The following is a 17,951-nucleotide window of genomic DNA, read 5'->3' on the forward strand; positions in this document are numbered from 1 at the left end:
CGGTATGGCGCGGATCCTGTGCATCGGACGTGGCGGCAACCTGGGCCCGGCGGACTGGGCGGTGATCGGCCCCGCCGACCGCGCCACCCGGCAAACCCTGCGGGACCGCGGCATCCGGACTTTCCTGGACCTCGGCCCGATCACCGACCGCGCCGACCTGGTCGAGCAGGCCGACCGCCTCGCCGAGGTGATGACCGACCTGGCGCCCGACGGCATCGCCCTGCACCTGGCGCACAACGGCCTGGACGCGGAGGCCGCCGCGAACATCCAGTCCGCCGCCGAGTCCGTGCACCCCGCGGTGGAAATGCTGTTGATCTGCACCCAAACCCCGGATTTCGCCGAACTGGACGAGTTCGCCGACCACTACGCCATCCCCGGCGCGGACGCCTGCACCCGAGCCCGCACCACCCGCACCGTCCTCACCTTCACCCCCGCCTCACCCAAACAGGTCGACGGCGTCTACGTCCCGCACTGACCAGCCCACCGCCGTCGACTTGGCCAAAGTGGTACGCCCAGTTTGGCCAACCAGGCGTACGACTTGGGCCAACTCGACGGGGGCCTGCTGGCTCAGCCTCTGGCGCCGCGACTGAACCGGATGCCCAGGGCCACGAAGATCGCGCCGGAGACCAGGGCGTACCAGGCGAGCAGGGTCCACAGTGAGGCTTGTTCGGTGGACACGTTCATCACCAGCACACCGACCACAATGGACAGTGTGCCGCTGATCGCGAAGCCGATCCTGGCGAAGAGTTCCTTGACCCGCACCGCGACCAGCGCCTGCCCGATGCCGTTGATGATCGGCCATCCGGCGCTGACGATCACCACCCCGAACAGCGAGATGAGCGGGGTGATCGCGAAACTCGCCGCGGTGATGGTGATGCCGGTCAGCAGCAGGAAACCGGGTAGCGCGAACAACGTCCGGTCCAGCGCGGGCGCGTCCTTGCCGCGGAAGGCGAACAGCAGCGCGAACACACCCTCGGCGAGCAGGTAGGCGATCAGCACCGCGAACTGCACCACCCAGTCGGCATCCTCCGGCCAGGCGAAGAAGGCGAGCAGGGCGAACACGATCGCGACCGCGCCGCGGATGGTCATCAGCCGGTGACGGCCGCGCAGGAGTTCCAGCACCTGTCCATGATCGCGCCTACGCGGGTCCGGCGGCGCACTGGGTTTGTTGCGCACGGCAACATCGCTGGTAGCGGGCTTGGCAGTGGCCCCATTTGGCGGGTTGCGCCGAGCTGGAGTTGCCCCTTACGGTGCTGACCATTCGCACATAAATAGGGAGGTTTCTTTACTGTTGACCTGACGTTCACCCTCGCCGATGCCGGCACCCCGCCGCCGCCACGCGCCGGTTGTCGTCGACACCGCCTCGCCGAGGAGATCAACACCGCCATGAAAATACGTGTCCTTCCCGCGTTACTCGTCACGGTCGCGGTCGCCGCCGCGACCACCCCGTTGCTGACCGCCAGCGCCGCCGCTGACACGCTGCTCTCGCTCAACAAACCCACCACCACCTCCAGCACCGAGGCCGCCGACTTCGACGGCGGCAAGGCGGTCGACGGGGACAACACCACCCGCTGGGCCAGCGCCGAAGGCGTCGATCCCCAGTGGATATCGGTTGACCTGGGCGGACCGGCCACCGTCAACCGGGTCAGCCTCAACTGGGAAACCGCTTTCGCCAGGGACTACCAGGTGCAGGCGTCCGCCGATGGCCGCACCTGGACCACCATCCGCTCGGTCACCGAGTCCGACGGCGGCGTCGACGAGCTGACCTCGTTGAACACCGCGGCCCGCTACATCAAGGTCAACGGCACCCGCCGGGCCACCAGCTACGGCTACTCCCTCTGGGAGATCGCGGTCTACGGCACCCGCACCGGCACCGGCGACACCCAGGCGCCGACCACCCCGGCCGGGCTGGCCGCACCATCGTCCACTTCGGACACCATCACGCTCGGCTGGGCCGCCTCCTCGGACAACGTCGGGGTGACCGGGTACGAGGTGCTGCGCGATGGCAACCTGGTCGGATCCTCGCCCACCACCTCCTTCACCGACACGGGCCTGGCCTCCGACACCGGGTTCAGCTACACGGTCCGGGCGCGGGACGCGGCGGGCAACATCTCCGGCGAGAGCGCCCCGCTGGCCGCCCGCACCAAGCCCGGCGCGCCGGGTGGCACCGTCGTGGTCGCGGCGGGCGACATCGTGCCGGTCTGCGCCGGAAGTTCCTGTGCCAGCACCAAAACCGCGAAGCTGGTGGAGCAGATCAAGCCCTCGCTCATCGTGACCGCGGGCGACAACCAGTACAACAGCGGGACGATTGATGAGTTCCGCAGGTACTACGACCCCACCTGGGGCAAGTTCAAGGGCATCACGAAACCGAGTCCTGGCAACCACGAGTACGACGACCCGGCGGGCAAGGGCAAGGGCTACCAGCAGTACTTCGGCGCCGCGGCCACGCCGCTGGGCGGCGGAAAGATGTACTACAGCCATGACGTCGGCGACGTGCACTTCGTCGCGCTGGACTCCATGGCGCAGAAGGCCAACGACAAGGCCCAGCTCGAGTGGTTGCGCGCCGACCTGGCGAAGAACCAGAAGCGCTGCGTCATCTCCTACTGGCACCACCCCAGGTTCAACTCCGGTGAGTACGGTGACAACCCGACCATGGGTCCACTGTGGAATGAGCTGCTGAAGGCCAAGGCGGATCTGGTGCTCAGCGGGCACGATCACCACTACGAGCGGTTGAAGCCGTTGAACGCCAGCGGCAAGGTCGATGAGGCGAACGGCCTGCGGTCGGCGGTCATCGGCATTGGTGGCGACTCGCTCTACACCAATATCAAGAACCGCGAGGGGGTCGAGGTCTCCTTCGCCAAGCACGGTGTGATGAAGCTGATCCTCAACGGCCCCACCATTGCCTGGGAGATCATCGGCATCGACGGCAAGCTGCTCGACAAGGCCGGCCCGTACACCTGTCGCTGAGGGGGTAGCACCCGATGTACCTCGCCACCACCCGGTCCGCTGACACCCCACGCCGCGAACGTGGCGGTGCTCGGCGGGCGGTAGCCGGAAATGTGCTCGCACTGGGTATGGTCAGCCTCATCACAGACATCTCCGCCGAGATGGTGACGGCTGTCCTGCCGCTCTACCTGGTGCTGGGACTGGGATTCAGTCCGCTGCAGTTCGGTTTGCTGGACGGGCTGTACTCCGCGGCCACCGCGATCGTGCGGGTCCTCGGGGGGCACCTCGCGGACCGGTGGCAACGCCGGAAACTGGTGGCGGGGCTTGGTTACGGCATGTCCGCCGTGGCCAAGCTGGGGCTCATCGCGGCGGGCGGTTCGGCCGCCGCGATGGGCCTCGTCCTCGCCGTCGATCGCACGGGCAAAGGATTGCGCACCGCGCCACGGGACGCGCTGATCTCACTGTCCACTCCGGAGGATCAACAGGGCCGGGCCTTCGGGATCCATCGCGCGATGGACACCGTCGGCGCCTTCCTCGGTCCGCTGACCGCGTTCCTGTTGCTGGGCTTCGTCGCCGGCGGCTACGACACGGTGTTCTTCGTCAGTTTCTGCTTCGCCACCCTGGGCGTGCTGGTCTTCGGTCTGTTCGTGCGGGACCAGCGCGGACCGGCCACCACGCAACGGATTCCGCTGCGTGCCTCCTTCGCCCTGTTGCGTGGCAAGCGGTTCCGCCGGATCGTCGGCTGGGCCACCCTGCTCGGCCTGGTCACCGTCGGCGATTCCTTCCTGTACCTGTTGCTGCAGAAGCGGTTGGAGCTGGAACCGGCCTACATCGCGATGCTGCCGCTGGGCACCGCGGGGGTGTACCTGTTGCTGGCCATGCCTTTCGGCAGGCTGGCGGACAAGATCGGCCGCTGGCAGGTCTTCGTCGGCGGTCACGTGTTGCTGTTGCTGGCCTACGCGCTGGTGGCCGGACTGGCCGACGGGATCGTGTTGCTCTTCGGCGCGTTGCTGGCACACGGCATGTTCTACGCCGCCACCGACGGGGTGCTGATGGCCGCGGTCGCGCCACTGCTGCCCGAGGATCAGCGGACCAGTGGCATGGCCGTGCTGCAGACCGCGCAGGCGGTGGCGAAGTTGTTGTCCGCGGTGGCCTTCGGCGCCGCGTGGACCTGGTGGGGCCTGTACCCGGCCGTGCTCGTCGCCTGCGGCGCGCTCGCGATCGTGGTGGCCGGCGCGATGTTCCGGTTGCGGGAGGCGCGATGAGCACGCGGTTGCGGATGTTGCTGGCGGCCCTGGCCGCGGTGGTGCTGGGCTCGGCCGCCATCCTCTACACCATGCACGCCAGGGCCACCGCGCCCGACCGGCAGCCCGCGGTCGACCTGGCCGTGGACCCGGCGCCGTTGCGGCTGGGCGAACCGGGACGGCTGGTGTTCCGCAACACCGCGCCCGGCCCGCATTTCGGCGTCATCGCCTCGGTGTCGCTGACCGATCCCGGCGGCCCACGCCGGCTCAGCCAGCTGCGCTGCGAGCGGTTCTCCACCGCGGCCGGCCGCGGGCTGTGCGTGGCGGCGCACCCCGCGCCGACCCCGCGGGCGATGGTGCTGCTCCTCGACGATCAGCTGCGCGAGCTGAAGCGGATCGAGATCGTCGGCACCGTCAGCCGCGCCCGGCTGTCCGCGGACGGGGAGATCGCCGCCTGGACCACCTTCGTCACCGGCGATGCCTACAACTCGGCCAGCTTCTCCACCCGCACCGGCATCTACAGCCACCGCGAGGACCGGCTGCAGACCAACATCGAGGAGATCCCGCTGCAACTGGGCGGCCAGCAGCACATGTCCGAGGATGTCAACTACTGGGGCGTGAGCTTCACCCCGGACAGCGAGACCTTCTACGCCACCGTGTCCACCGGCGGCCGGACCCACCTGGTCCGCGCGGCCTACCAGGACTGGCGGGCCGAGACCCTGCGGGAGAACGTGGAATGCCCCTCGCTGTCCCCGGACGGCAAGCGGATCGCATTCAAGAAACGCATGTCCTCCGACGGCGCCCGGCCCTGGCGGATCCACGTGCTGGACCTGGCCACCATGACCGAGACCGCCATCGCCGAACCCGCCGGGATCGACGACCAGGTGGCCTGGCTGGACGAGAAAACGCTGGTCTACGGCCTGCCGGGGGAGGAGGTGTGGACCGCGGCCGCCGACGGGAGCGGCGCCAGCCGGAAGCTGGTGGCCTGGGCCTCCTCACCGTCCGGTCCGGGGACCCGCTGAGCGGCGGCGAGTATCGTCGGCGGTCGTGTCGAGTCCGCAACTGCTGGCCACCAGCGACCTCCACTGTGACCGCGCCGCCAACCGCGAGGTGGTGGCCGCCATCCGGCCCGAGTCCGACCAGGACTGGTTGATCGTCGCCGGGGATGTGAGTGACACGGTCGCGGATGTCGACTGGGCGCTGCGCACCCTGCGGGAGCGCTTCGCCAAGCTGATCTGGGTGCCCGGCAACCATGAGCTGTGGACGGTGCCCAAGGACGAGGTGCGGCTGCGCGGCGAGGCCAGGTACCGGCACCTGGTCGAGCTGTGCCGCAGCCTGGACGTGGTGACCCCGGAGGACGAGTTCCCGGTCTGGCACGGAGAGCAGGAGGACCTGGTCATCGCGCCGCTGTTCCTGCTCTACGACTACTCCATCGGCCGCCGCCCAGGCGAGACCAAGGAGCAGGCCCTGGCCAGGGCCAGGGAGGCAGGCGTGGTCGGCACCGACGAGGTGCTGCTGCACCACGACCCCTACCCCAGCCGCGACGCCTGGTGCCACGCCCGCGTCGAGTACTCCCAGAAGCGCCTGGACGCCATCCCCGCCGACCGGCGCACCGTGCTGGTCAACCACTTCCCGCTGCACCCCGGCCCGACCAAACGCCTGCACTACCAGGACTTCGCGCTCTGGTGCGGCACCACCCTGACCGAGGACTGGCACCTGCGCTACCGCGCCGCCGTGGTCGTCTCCGGCCACCTGCACATCCCGCTGACCGACAAGTTCGACGGCGTCCGGTTCGAGGAGGTCTCCCTCGGCTACCCACGCGAATGGCAGCCCCGCAAGACCCGCCGCCCCCTGCTCCGCCCGGTCCTGATCGACTCCGAACCGCAGCACCCCCTCCCGTCGTGATCGAGGAACTGCTCCCCGCCGGCGTCCGCGCCGCCGAAATCCTCGGCGACGACCCCACCGCGTACCTGCTCCCCGAGGAAACCGCCGCCGTCGAACGCGCGGTGGAACGCCGCCGCAAGCAGTACACCCAGGCCCGCACCTGCGCCCGCCGCGCCCTGTCCGCCCTGGGCCTGCCGGAACAACCCATCCTGCGCGGCCCGAAGCGAGAACCGTTGTGGCCCAACGGAATCGTCGGCAGCATCACGCACTGCGAGGGCTACTGCGCGGCCGCGGTGGCCGACCGGGAAACCATCCGCTCGGTCGGTATCGACGCGGAGGTGCACGACGCGCTGCCCGACGGGGTGCAACGGCTGGTGGCGGTGCCCGCCGAACACGAGTGGCTGGCGGCGGCGGGGGCGGAGCTGCACTGGGACCGGGTGCTGTTCAGCGCCAAGGAGAGCGTGTACAAGGCGTGGTTCCCGATCACCGGGGCCTGGCTGGGGTTCCAGGACGCGGAGCTGAGCTTCGACCGCTCGGGCGGTTTCCGGGCGAAGGTGCTGATCGAGCCACCGGTGGTGGAGGGGCGAGCGGTGGCCGGGTTCGAGGGGCGGTACCTGGTGCGGGACGGGCTGGTGCTGACCTCGGTGGTCGTGCCCGGGTAGCCACGACCGGAGGAAATCGTGCACACGACCACCCTTCATGTGTACGATTTCCTCCGTGGAGACCGGCACGGCGGACGAACGGGCGATGCTGCCCTCGCCGTTCACCTACAACGACGCCCAGCGCCGGGGCATGTCGGACCGCCGCCTGTACGCGTTGCGGGACTCCGGCGCCATCGAGTCGATCGGGTGGGGCCTGTTCCGCTGGGCGGAAGACGGTGAACTCACCGATCCCGACCTGCTGGAGATCAGTGTGCGGGCGCCGGAAGCGACGCTGTGCCTGACCACCGCCCTGGCCCGGCACGGACTGACTGATCAGATCCCGGCCGCGATCGACATCGCGCTGCCCCGTGGCCGCCGCAGACCACAGGTGCGAGTCCCGGTCTCCTGGCACCTCTTCGCCCCTGGCAGCTTTTCGATCGGCCAGGAACGGCTGGCCCTGTACCAGACCCACGGCATCGGCATCTACAACGCCGAACGCTGCCTCATCGACGCCTTCCGGCTCCGCAGGTGGGAAGGACCGGAGTTAGGCAACGAGGCACTCCGGCGCTGGCTCCGGCGACCAGGCACCCAGCCTTCTTCGCTGCTGCGCATGGCCCGAGAGTTCCCCCGTACCGAGAAGTCCCTGCGACACGCGCTTGAGGTTCTGCTGTGACTCCGGCTCGACCCACCCGTTCCACCAAATCCGGCTCCATCTATCTGGACCTGCAGAACCTGGCCCGCCGGACCAAGCGGCCAACCGACGAACTGCACCAGCTCTACGCGCTGGAGGGTTTCCTGGTTCGCCTGGCGGGTTCCGCCAGCGCGGATCGCCTGGTGCTCAAAGGCGGCGTGCTGCTTGCCGCCTACGACACCCGTCGCCCCACCAGGGATGTCGATCTCCTGGGCCGATGGATGTCGAACGAGGTCGAGGCCGTCCTGGAGCTGGTGCGTTCCATCGCGGCACTGCCGGTTGACGACGGACTGGTCTTCGACGTCGATTCGGCGACCGCGGAGACGATCCGGGACGAGGACGACTACAGCGGAGTCCGGGTGACCATGACCGGAAGCCTTGCCACCGCACGGCTGAGCCTGCACGTCGATGTCAACGTAGGTGATCCGGTCTGGCCGGAACCGCAGACCGTCCTGTTGCCCTGATTGCTGGGCGATTCGTTGGCCATCACCGGATATCCGCTGACCATGGTGCACGCGGAGAAGATCGTCACCGCCGTCGCGCGGGGCGTGGTGAACACCCGTTGGCGTGACTTCACCGATGTCCACCTGCTGAGCAGACGTCACGACGTGCTCGGCGACGAACTGCGCACCGCGCTCACCACCGTTGCGGCCCACGGAAAACGGACCTCGCACCGCTCAGCGAGGTGCTGGTGGGCTTCGCCGATCTCGCCCAGCCACGCTGGCAGGCCTGGCGGCGCAAACAACAGCTCCAGGAGCGGACACCGGCGAGTTTCTCGGACGTTCTCACGCAGGTGAAGGCCTTCGCCGATCCCTGCCTGGCCGACCAGGTCGGCGGGAAGACTTGGCGGGCGGCCGAGGGGCACTGGACCTGAGTAGTACGCCCCAGGGTGGGCACCCCGGGGTCAGATCAGGGAGATAGCCGGATGACCGCGACCCACCCTCCTCCCTACCCTCAATGATCACCAGGCGCGGACTCGCGCGCCCACGAGGAGGTCACTGATGCGCACCCACCCGGCTCTGCTCGCCACCAGCCTGGCCCTGGTCGCCGGTCTGCTGACGGCCGGCGCCGCGCCCGCGGTGGCCGCGGATCGCCCGGAGATCCGCCAGGTCATGCAGGAACTGCTCACCCAGGGTGCGGTCGGCGTCCAGGTGCGGGTGCACGACGGGCACGGGGACTGGGCGGGCAGCGCGGGCACGACCCGGATCGGGGGCCGGACGCCGGTGCGCACGGACGCGCGGTTCCGGGCGGGCAGCATCACCAAGACCTTCGTGGCCACCGTGCTGCTCCAGCTCGTGGACGAGGGCCGGATCGGGCTGGACGACCCGGTCACCCGGTACCTGCCGCGGTTCGGGCTGGACCAGCGGATCACCGTGCGGATGGTGCTCCAGCACACCAGCGGCCTGTTCAGCCACACCGGCGAGTTCCGCCCGGACGGCACCATGGACCACCCGATCCCCCTGGAGGGCAGGAAGTTCGCCGCCAACCGGTTCCGCACCTACACGCCGGATGACCTGGTGCGGGCCTCGCTGACCCGGCCGCCGCGGTTCGAGCCGGGGGCGGACTGGTCCTACTCCAACACCAACTACGTGGTAGTCGGACTGCTCATCGAGCAGGTGACCGGCACGCCATACGCCACCCAGGTCAACCGCCGGATCATCGAGCCGCTGGGCCTGCGCGCCACCAGCCTGCCGGGCACCAGGGCGCTGATCCCCGGCCCGCACGCGCAGGGCTACTACTCCTACCGGGACGGCGCGAAGGTGGCCACCGAGAACGCCACCGTGCTCAACCCGTCCTGGGCGCACGCGGCCGGGGAGATCATCAGCACCACCGCGGACCTGGACACCTTCCTCGCCGCGCTGCACGGCGGGAAGCTGCTCGCCCCGCACCTGCTGGCCGAGATGCGCAAGCTGGTGCGCAAGGGCAACGGCGGCTACGGGCTCGGCCTGGCCGCCTCGAACCCCGCCCCGGGCTGTGACGTCTTCTTCGGCCACAGCGGCGGCATCCACGGCTACAACTCGCACCTGTACGGCAACGCCGACGGCAGCAGGCGGATCCAGATCGCGATCAACACCGCGGGCGGCGACCTGGACTCCGGCGACGTGGTGCCGCCCATGACCGAGCCGACCGCGTTCAAGGCGATCAAGGCCGTCTTCTGCGCGAAGGCCTGACCGGGTACCGGCCGACGCCCAGTGCGCCGGCCGGTCACCGGGGTCAGCCGACCGCGATCAGGTCCACCACGAAGATCAGCGTCTCGCCCGGCTTGATCGCCGCGCCCGCGCCCCGGTTGCCGTAACCCAGGTGCGCCGGGATGACCAGCTGGCGGCGGCCGCCGACCTTCATGCCCTTCACGCCCATGTCCCAGCCCTTGATGACCCGGCCCCCGCCCAGCGGGAAGGAGAAGGTGTCGCCGCGGTCCCAGCTGGCGTCGAACTGCTGGCCGGTGCTGTGCGACACGCCCACGTAGTGCACGGTCACCTCCTGGCCCACCACGGCCTCGGGGCCCTCGCCGACCTCCAGGTCGGTGATGTCCAGGTAGTCCGGCGACGGGCCGTCGGGCACGGTGACGGTGGGCTTGGTCTTGCCCATGGGGTGTCCTCCTCGAATGGCTTGCAGCCCGCCGACCCTAACTGAACGGCTCTGAACGGCTGTGGAACCCACCAGCCGGACGGCCGGGGCGGCGGACCGCCGCGCGCCGGAGGATCTCCGGGTATGGCTGAGCTGATCGTCATCGGGTCCGGGCCCGCCGGGTACACCGCCGCCGTGTACGCCGCGCGGGCGCAACTGCGGCCGGTCGTCTTCGAGGGCACCGGCTACGGCGGCGCGCTGATGACCACCACCGAGGTGGAGAACTACCCAGGCTTCAAGGACGGCATCCTCGGCCCCGAGCTGATGGAGCAGATGCGGGCGCAGGCCGAGCGCTTCGGCGCCGAGCTGCGGGCCGAGGACGTCGAGGCCGTCGACCTGTCCGGGCCGGTCAAGTCGGTCACCGCCAACGGCGTCACGCACCAGGCACGGGCCGTGGTGCTGGCCATGGGCGCGGCCGCCCGCTACCTGGACGTGCCCGGTGAGCAGCGCCTGCTCGGCCGCGGCGTGTCCTCCTGCGCCACCTGCGACGGGTTCTTCTTCCGGGACCAGGACATCGCGGTGATCGGCGGCGGCGACTCGGCCATGGAGGAGGCGATCTTCCTGACCCGGTTCGCCCGCACGGTCACCGTGATCCACCGCCGTCAGGACTTCCGCGCCTCCCGGATCATGCTGGAACGGGCCCGCGCCAACGACAAGATCCGCTGGCTGCTGGACACCCGGGTGCTGGAGGTGCTCGGCGACCAGACCGTGCAGGGCGTGCGGGTGCGGCACACCGGGACCGGCGCGGAATCGGTGCTGCCGGTGACCGGGTTCTTCGTGGCCATCGGGCACGAACCGCGCTCGGCGCTGGTGCGCGGGCAGGTGGAGATCGACGTGGACGGGTACGTGCGGGTGGCCAGTCCGGGCACCGCGACCAACCTGGACGGGGTCTTCGCCGCCGGGGACCTGGTCGACCACAGCTACCGGCAGGCCATCACCGCCGCCGGGTCCGGCTGCGCCGCCGCCATGGACGCCGAGCGCTGGCTGGTCAGCTGATTTTCACTTAGCCCCTGGTCAGCCTTGCTTAAGCGAGGGCGGTCCTGGATTCTCGTCGCACCATGACCGCGACCTTCCATGAGATGCTGCACCTGGCCATCACGCACAGCGGGCTCAGCCTGGAGAGCATCCAGCGCAGGCTGATGGACCGGAAGATCGCGGTCAGCCTGGCCAGCCTCAGCTACTGGCGGCGCGGCCGGACCCGGCCGGAACGCCGCACCTCGCTGGCCGCGGTGACCGCCCTGGAGGAGATCCTCGCGCTGCCCAGCGGGTCGCTGCGCAGGCTGCTCGGCAAGGCCCCGCAGCCGCCTGGCCAGGAATGGGCGATGCGGTCCAGCTCCTTCGAGGAGAAGCTGGAGTGGAAGCTGGCCACCGCCGAGCTGCGCGCGGAGACCAACAACGCGCTGGCCGTGATCAGCGTGGAGATCGACCTGCACCTGGGCCCGGACCGGCAGCAGGTCCGGATGGTCAACCGCAGGCTGCTGATGTCGCTGGCCGACGGCATCAACCGGTACGTCACCCGCTACGCCGCCGAACCCGGCGAGGAGCTGCCGGTGCTCGGCGAGGTGCTCGGCGCGACCACCGGTGAGCAGCTGCGCGACCTCTCCCGCCAGGTCAACAGCGCCGAACTGTGCTTCGACCATCCGCTGCCCGCCGGTGAGACGCTGCACCTGGAATGGACCTGGGACTTCCCGCTCGGGCTGGGCACCAGCTCGGTCAGCCGCACCGTGCTCAGCGGCGGCGCCCGCTCGCTGGGCTACCGGCTGTTCTTCCACCCCGACGCCATCCCGCCGCGCTGCCACCGCACCTGGCGGCCCGCGCTGGCGGTGCCCGAGGAACGGGTGGCCGAACTGCGCATCGGGCCGCGCGGCAGCACCCATTACCTGCTCGCGGACGCCTCCGCGGGCTGGCACGGCGTGGTCTGGGACTGGGACTGATGGCCGACCAGCGGCAGGAATCCGCCCTGCACCAGGCGCTGTCCACCGGACCGTTCCACCTGGCCTTCCGGCTGGCCATCCGGCGTAGCGGCCTGGGCATCGAGGGGGTCAGCCGCCGCCTGCACGCCAGGGGACTGCCGGTGAGCACCTCCAGCCTGAGCTACTGGCAGCGCGGCAACCGGCGGCCCGAACGCGAGGAATCGCTCAACGCGGTGCGCGCCGTGGAGGAGCTGGCCGGGCTGCCCGCGGACTCGCTGGTCGCGCTGCTGGGCCCGCGCCGACCGCGCGGTAGGTGGCTGGACCGGGTGCACGGGCGGCCCAAGGTCGAGCACAGCCTGGAACTCAGCGCGCCCGCCCGTCTACCGGAGCTAGACACCGGTCGGGCGAACGCGCAGCTGCGGCAGCTCAAGCACGACTGGCTGTGCCTGGTGGACGCGCGGCGGCACGAGGTCGAGCACCGGGTCCGGCAGGTGTTCCAGGCCCTGGAGGACGGGGTGGACCGGTTCGTGGCCTTCCAGGCCGTGCCACCCGGCGCGATCCGGCCTGCCTACCGAGCGGTCACTGACTGCCGGATCGGCCGCCAGACCCACGACCCGGAGTCCGGGCTATTCGCGGTGGAGATCGTCTTCGACCACGTGCTGCGGGCCAGGGAGACTTACGCGATCGAGACCGCGCAGCTGCCCGCGCCCGGCCAGGCGGACGGGTTCATCCAGTACGGCTGCCGGGCCGAGGTCCGCGACCTGCTGCTGCGGGTGCGCTTCGACCGCGCGGAACTGCCGCTCCGCTGCCACCGGTACCGCAGCCGCCTCGGGGCCGGGGACCGGGAGGTCTTCGGGGAGATCACGCCAGGTCCGAGCGGGGCGGCGCACCACGCGGTGCTCGATGCCCAGCCCGGCATCTACGGGCTGGCCTGGTCATGGGACGGGTGAATCCGTTCGAAGCAACCTTTTGGGGGCCTGCGGCGACCTAAACTGCGACGGTCCCGCCGCCTACGTGGGCCGCTCGCGATCGGAGCCGCCGCAGTGATGTCCCTCCCCCCACCGTCCACAGTGGACACAACACCGTTCCCGTTCGCCGCCGAGGATCCGGATCGTCTGGGCATGGTGAGCGTGGACGTCGACGTCACCGTCGGCGTGCACCGGGAATGGCGGGAGGTCGCGCACCACCGGTTCGTGCTGGCCAAGGCCGACGGCGTGGGCAGCTACGTCACCGGGCACCGTGGCCCGGCAGGGGAGCGCCACCAGCCCGAGTTCGAGGCGCTGCTGGGCGGCGAACTGGGCCGTCAGCACCGCGACCACCGGGCCACCTATGCCGAACTGGTGCTGGACCAGCCGCTGCGCCGGGGCGAGGCGCAGGTGCTGGAGTGGCGCTGGCTCTTCGCCGACTGCACCCGCACCGCGCACCGCTACCGCGGTCACCTGCGGCACGGGGTGGACTCGCTGGGCGCCCGGCTCACCTTCCACCCGGACGCGCTGCCGGTGCGGGTGGTGCACAGCTGGCAACCCGACAGCGTCACCGAACCGGTGCCGGTGCACACGGTCGAGGTGGACCGCACCGGCCTGGTCGAGCTGCTCATCCCGGAACCCCGCCCCGGCTGGCACAGCTTCCAGTGGGACTGGGAATAAAATTCGCTCGTCCGGAATGCGCTTTTCCAAGAAATCAATACCTCTTGTGGGGGTCACCCGAATGGGTAGGCTCGCCGGGTGGAGATTTCGGACAGTAGTGAATCGACCCTGTCCCGACGCCGGTTCCTCCAGGCGGCCGCACTCACCGCGGCCGCCGCTGGCACCGCCGGAGCCCTGGGCTCCGCGCCGGACGCGCTCGCCGACCCCGCGGCTGAAGTGGCCGAAGGGGCCGGAAAACGAGCCCTTTCCTTCACGGCGGCCACCAATGGCGCCGCCACCCTGAATCCCGCCGACGGCAGCCTGGTCGCCGAGGTGCAGAACGTGCTGTGGTCGATTCCGCGCGGTGGCGGCAAGGCGAAAGCCCTCACCCCGGCCGACCTGGAACCCAACCGCCCGGTATTCAGCCCGGACGGCAAACACCTGGTCGTCTGCGCCTATCGCGGCGGCGGTTTCCACCTCTGGCTGCTGCGCGCGGACGGCACCGGCCTGCGTCAGCTCACCGACGGCCCGTGGGACGACCGCGGCCCGGCCTGGTCCCCGGACGGCACCAAGATCGCCTTCGCCTCCGAGCGCGGCGGCGACACGGTCACCGGCAGCCCGTACCGGATCTGGGTGGCCGATGTGCGCACCGGCGAGCTGACCCGGATCACCGGCAAACCCGGCCAGGACGGTCCGCTGCAGGACAGGGCCTGGGAGGACTTCGACCCGACCTTCTCCGCCGACGGCAGCCGGATCCTGTTCGTGCGCGGCTCCTTCACCGGCACCGCGCTGGACTCGCGCACGGTGGCCGCCATCCGGTCGGATGGTTCCGGCGCGGTCGCCGTTGAGCACACCGACACCAGCGGCGCCCAGGTGCTGGCCCCCGCGCTGTCCCCGGACGGCCGGCTGGCCTACCTGCGCACCACGCCGTCACCGAACGCGGGCTGCACCCTGGTGGTGGCCGGTCAGCCGGTGCCGGTGGCAGGCGATGTCGAGCCGGTGCCGCCGCGCTGGGCGGACAAGGACCGGCTGCTGCTCACTGTCAGCGGCAAGTTCACCCTGCTCCGCCCAAGCTCGCCCACCACCCCGGAACCCATCGCGTTCACCGCCAGCCTGCCGCTGGACCGGCCGCGGTACCGGGGCAAGAACTACGACCACACCGGTGAGGGCGTGCGCGAGGTGCGTTCCCCGCACCTGCCCGCGCTGTCCCCGGACGGCAAGCAGGTCGTCTTCGCCGCGCTCAACTCGCTGTGGACCGTGCCCAGCGCAGGCGGCAGCCCGCGCAAGGTGGTCACCGCCGACCCGACCCGGTTCCTGCTCGCGCCGAGCTGGACCGCCGACGGCAAGGCGATCGTCTACACCGACGACCGCGACGGCCTCTACACCGCGCGCCGCCGCGACCTGGCCACCGGCGCGGAGAAGGTGCTGGCCACCGGCGGCCGGGTGCACCCCGCGCTGTCCCCGGACGGCGGCACACTCGCCGCCCTGGACATGTCCGGCAACCTGGTCCTGCGCGACCTGACCGCGGGCACCGAGAAGATCCTGGTCACCCCGCTCGGCGGCGGCGGCATCCCCGGCCGCCCGAGCTGGTCGCCCGACGGCAAGTTCGTCGCCTTCTGCGACCGCAACCGTCTCAACGGCCGCTTCCGCGAGGGCTACAACCTCATCCGGATCGTCGACGTCGCCACCGGTAAGGACCGCCTGCACCCGGTAGCGCCGAACACCTCCATCGCCGACCGCTACGACTCCGGCCCCGTCTGGTCCCCGGACGGCAAGCACCTCGCCGTGATCATCGAATCGGCCCTGCACCTGGTCCCCATCCGCCCCGACGGCACCCCCACCGGCGCCCCGCGCAAGCTGGCCGACGAGGCTGCCGACCACCCCTCCTTCTCCGGTGACGGCCGCACCGTGCTCTACCTCTCCGGCACCCGGCTGCGCCTGATCGGCGTGGACGGCGGCGCCCCGCGCACCGTGCGCGCGCCGCTGGACTACCGGCGCCCCCGCCCCGAGGACACCGTGGTGCACGCCGGCCGCTTCTGGGACGGCACCGGCGACGAGGTCCGCCAGGACGTCGACCTGGTACTGCGCCGCGGCCGCATCGCCGCCGTCGAACCACACCGTGCCAACCGACCGGCCGGTAGGCGGATCGACGCCGCCCAGCAGACCGTGCTCCCCGGCCTCTGGGACGCGCACACCCACCCCTGGCAGTCCACCTACGGCGGCAGGCAAACCGCCCTGCAACTGGCCTACGGCATCACCACCGCCGTCTCCTTCGGCGGCTTCGCCTACGAACAGGCCCGCATCCGGGAGGCGATCAACTCCGGCGCGTTGGCCGGCCCCCGGCTGATCGCCACCGGCGAGCTGCTCGACGGCGCCCGCGTCGCCTACAGCATGGGCCGCGCGCACAGCACCCGCGCGGGCCTGCGCCGTTCCCTGGACCGGGCGGCGGCCCTGGACTGGGACTTCGTCAAGACCTACGTCCGCGCCCCCGGCTGGATCATGAAGGAAGCCGCCGACTTCGCCCACCAGCGCCTGGGCGTCCGCAGCGGCGGCCACCTGTGCTCACCCGGCGTGCAACTCGGCCAGGACCTGACCACCCACCTCCAAGCCACCCAGCGCCTGGAGTTCGGCCACGCCACCAGCGCCGCCGGCCGCGCCTACCAAGACGTCACCGAGATCTACACCCGCACCAACTTCCACCTCATCGCCACCCCCTTCACCGCGGCTCCCCTCATCGGCACCGACCCAGCTCTCGCCGAAGACCCCCGCGTCACCACCCTGATGCCCCCCTGGGACGCCGCCGCGGCCCGAGCCGCCGCCAAGGTGCCCCCCACCCCCGCCCAGCTCACCACCCTGTCCACCGAGGTCGACGTCTACAAACGAGTCCTCGACGGCGGCGGCCTGGTCGCCCTCGGCACCGACGCCCCCCTGGTAGCCATCGGCCTGCACCTGCACCTGGGCCTAAGAGCCTTGCACCGCAACGGCTTCACCCCCACCCAGGCCCTGCGCACCGTGACCTCGCTGCCCGCCAAGGTCTTCGGCCAGGACACCGACCTCGGCACCCTGGAGCCAGGCAAGGTCGCCGACGTGACCATCGTCAACGGCGACCCCTTCACCAACTTCAACGACCTGATCAACACCACCACGGTCCTCCGCGGCGGCATCCCCTTCACCACAACAGACCTGGTCAACTCCTTCGCCAACCAAACCGAAACAGCCACCACCACCGCAGCTGCCGTCACCGAGCAGGACTGGCTCGAAGTAGCCCACACCATGCGCCGAAACTCCTGCTGCGACCCCGACTGCTAACCCACCCCCACCCCGAGTGTTGGCCGATCTCGTACGCCGAGTTGGCCAAACTCGCACACCAAGTTGGCCCAAGTCGTACACAGTCCCAACGGATGTAGGCGCGCGAGGTCCCAACGCACGCCCACATCCGCCAACACCCCGTACAACAACGGCCAACACCCCGTCCACAACGGCCAACACGCCGGCGAGGTTTCAACCTCCGCGCGTGTTGGCCGTTGTCGTACGCCACGTTGGCCGTTGTGGATGGCCGTCCGGCGAGGACGCCCGTATCTCTTGATCTTGATGTCGGTCCCAGAACCCACCGCGCCACCGAACTGATAAGTGAACAGCTCACCCCAACGTCACCCCACCGGTGCTGTGATCGACCGAGGCGGTGCGCGCGTCCCGGGTACCGCCTACCGTGGTGTGAGCCGGAACCGCACTGGATCGGATGCGCTATGACAAGCAGGCAGGTAGCCCCCCAGCACGCCGCCGAAGACACCGGAGCCGGCCTCCGCCGCCTGGACCGGATCGTCGCCTGGCTGCTCGGCATCGGTGGCCTGGTCGGCCTGGCCGCCTCCTTCGTGCTCACGATCGAGAAGCTCGAGCTGCTGATCAACCCGAACTACATCCCCACCTGCACCTTCAACGCCGCGCTCAGCTGCGGCACGGTGATGAAATCCGAGCAGGCCGCCGTCTTCGGCTTCCCCAACTCACTCCTGGGCATCGCCGGGTTCAGCGCCGTCACCGCCATCGGCCTCGGACTCCTGGCCGGCGCGACCTACCGCCGCTGGTTCTGGCTCGGCCTCCAGGCGGGAGCCACCCTCGGCGTGATCTTCACCCACTGGCTGATCATCGAGAGCCTGTACGAGATCCGCACGCTCTGCCCCTACTGCATGGTCGTGTGGGCGGTGACCATCCCGATTTTCGTCTACGTCACCCTGTCCAACCTGGAACGCGGCCACTTCGGCGGTCGCGACGGCGACCGGGCCGTGACCGGCTACCACGGCATCCTCGCCCTCACCTGGCTCGCCGTGATCGCCGCGCTGGTCTTCACCGCCTTCGGCGCCAGCCTGTTCGCCTGAGCGCAC

The 17,951-nt window shown here is 70.4% G+C and carries 17 protein-coding genes and 1 pseudogene; 16 read left to right on the forward strand and 2 right to left on the reverse strand.

Features of this window, described 5'->3' with window-relative positions:
• Positions 1-4 precede the first annotated feature (4 nt).
• Entirely contained in the window at positions 5-475 is a 471-nt protein-coding gene (locus tag ACTOWY_RS31715; protein WP_441313282.1) for a hypothetical protein, read from the forward strand.
• 92 nt (positions 476-567) lie between these two features.
• Here the strand turns inward: ACTOWY_RS31715 and ACTOWY_RS31720 are convergent, their stop codons facing one another.
• Positions 568-1,122, reverse strand: coding sequence for a DUF308 domain-containing protein (locus tag ACTOWY_RS31720; RefSeq protein ID WP_441313283.1), 555 nt, complete (start codon positions 1,120-1,122; stop codon positions 568-570).
• A 264-nt stretch (positions 1,123-1,386) separates the two neighbouring features.
• On the opposite strand from ACTOWY_RS31720, the gene ACTOWY_RS31725 reads away from it, so the two are divergent.
• The 9 genes and pseudogenes from ACTOWY_RS31725 (at position 1,387) to ACTOWY_RS31765 (ending at position 9,577) form a co-directional block, all read left to right on the forward strand.
• Entirely contained in the window at positions 1,387-2,967 is a 1,581-nt protein-coding gene (locus ACTOWY_RS31725; protein WP_441313284.1) for a discoidin domain-containing protein, read from the forward strand.
• 14 nt (positions 2,968-2,981) lie between these two features.
• Entirely contained in the window at positions 2,982-4,211 is a 1,230-nt protein-coding gene (locus ACTOWY_RS31730) for an MFS transporter (RefSeq protein ID WP_441313285.1), read from the forward strand.
• On the forward strand, positions 4,208-5,212 hold the full coding sequence (locus ACTOWY_RS31735) for a hypothetical protein (protein ID WP_441313286.1): 1,005 nt from the start codon (positions 4,208-4,210) through the stop codon (positions 5,210-5,212). Before ACTOWY_RS31730 ends, ACTOWY_RS31735 begins: the two co-directional genes overlap by 4 nt.
• A gap of 25 nt (positions 5,213-5,237) precedes the next feature.
• Positions 5,238-6,095: a metallophosphoesterase family protein gene (locus ACTOWY_RS31740; protein WP_441313287.1), complete on the forward strand. Its 858-nt coding sequence runs from the start codon at positions 5,238-5,240 to the stop codon at positions 6,093-6,095.
• Positions 6,092-6,736, forward strand: coding sequence for a 4'-phosphopantetheinyl transferase family protein (locus ACTOWY_RS31745; RefSeq protein ID WP_441313288.1), 645 nt, complete (start codon positions 6,092-6,094; stop codon positions 6,734-6,736). The genes ACTOWY_RS31740 and ACTOWY_RS31745 overlap by 4 nt, the downstream gene beginning before the upstream one ends.
• 55 nt (positions 6,737-6,791) lie before the next feature.
• Positions 6,792-7,388, forward strand: a complete 597-nt coding sequence (locus tag ACTOWY_RS31750; protein ID WP_441313289.1) for a type IV toxin-antitoxin system AbiEi family antitoxin domain-containing protein — start codon at positions 6,792-6,794, stop codon at positions 7,386-7,388.
• Positions 7,385-8,059: pseudogene (locus ACTOWY_RS31755) on the forward strand (nucleotidyl transferase AbiEii/AbiGii toxin family protein); the annotation flags it as partial. The gene ACTOWY_RS31750 and the pseudogene ACTOWY_RS31755, both read left to right, overlap by 4 nt.
• Before the next feature lie 38 nt (positions 8,060-8,097).
• On the forward strand, positions 8,098-8,280 hold the full coding sequence (locus ACTOWY_RS31760) for a hypothetical protein (protein WP_441313309.1): 183 nt from the start codon (positions 8,098-8,100) through the stop codon (positions 8,278-8,280).
• 127 nt (positions 8,281-8,407) lie between these two features.
• On the forward strand, positions 8,408-9,577 hold the full coding sequence (locus ACTOWY_RS31765) for a serine hydrolase domain-containing protein (protein WP_441313290.1): 1,170 nt from the start codon (positions 8,408-8,410) through the stop codon (positions 9,575-9,577).
• Between the two features lie 43 nt (positions 9,578-9,620).
• On the opposite strand, the gene ACTOWY_RS31770 is transcribed toward ACTOWY_RS31765, so the two are convergent.
• Complete coding sequence (locus ACTOWY_RS31770; RefSeq protein ID WP_441313291.1) at positions 9,621-9,995, reverse strand: FKBP-type peptidyl-prolyl cis-trans isomerase; 375 nt, start codon at positions 9,993-9,995, stop codon at positions 9,621-9,623.
• Between the two features lie 123 nt (positions 9,996-10,118).
• On the opposite strand from ACTOWY_RS31770, the gene trxB reads away from it, so the two are divergent.
• From trxB to ACTOWY_RS31800, 6 genes are all read left to right on the forward strand, one after another.
• Complete coding sequence (gene trxB / locus ACTOWY_RS31775; protein ID WP_441313292.1) at positions 10,119-11,030, forward strand: thioredoxin-disulfide reductase; 912 nt, start codon at positions 10,119-10,121, stop codon at positions 11,028-11,030.
• 62 nt (positions 11,031-11,092) lie between these two features.
• The gene (locus ACTOWY_RS31780) at positions 11,093-11,968 is read left to right on the forward strand and encodes a hypothetical protein (protein ID WP_441313293.1); all 876 of its coding nucleotides are present in this window, start codon (positions 11,093-11,095) and stop codon (positions 11,966-11,968) included.
• Entirely contained in the window at positions 11,968-12,897 is a 930-nt protein-coding gene (locus ACTOWY_RS31785; RefSeq protein WP_441313294.1) for a hypothetical protein, read from the forward strand. Before ACTOWY_RS31780 ends, ACTOWY_RS31785 begins: the two co-directional genes overlap by 1 nt.
• 96 nt (positions 12,898-12,993) lie before the next feature.
• Complete coding sequence (locus ACTOWY_RS31790; RefSeq protein WP_441313295.1) at positions 12,994-13,593, forward strand: hypothetical protein; 600 nt, start codon at positions 12,994-12,996, stop codon at positions 13,591-13,593.
• Positions 13,594-13,671: 78 nt separating this feature from the next.
• Positions 13,672-16,881, forward strand: a complete 3,210-nt coding sequence (locus tag ACTOWY_RS31795; RefSeq protein ID WP_441313296.1) for an amidohydrolase family protein — start codon at positions 13,672-13,674, stop codon at positions 16,879-16,881.
• A 437-nt stretch (positions 16,882-17,318) separates the two neighbouring features.
• A complete protein-coding gene (locus ACTOWY_RS31800; RefSeq protein WP_441313297.1) occupies positions 17,319-17,945 on the forward strand; it encodes a vitamin K epoxide reductase family protein in 627 nt (208 codons plus the stop codon).
• The last annotated feature ends 6 nt before the right edge of the window (positions 17,946-17,951 follow it).

Origin of the sequence: Crossiella sp. CA198, assembly GCF_052078295.1 — a bacterium.
In the GTDB taxonomy this organism is placed as follows: Bacteria; Actinomycetota; Actinomycetes; order Mycobacteriales; family Pseudonocardiaceae; genus Crossiella.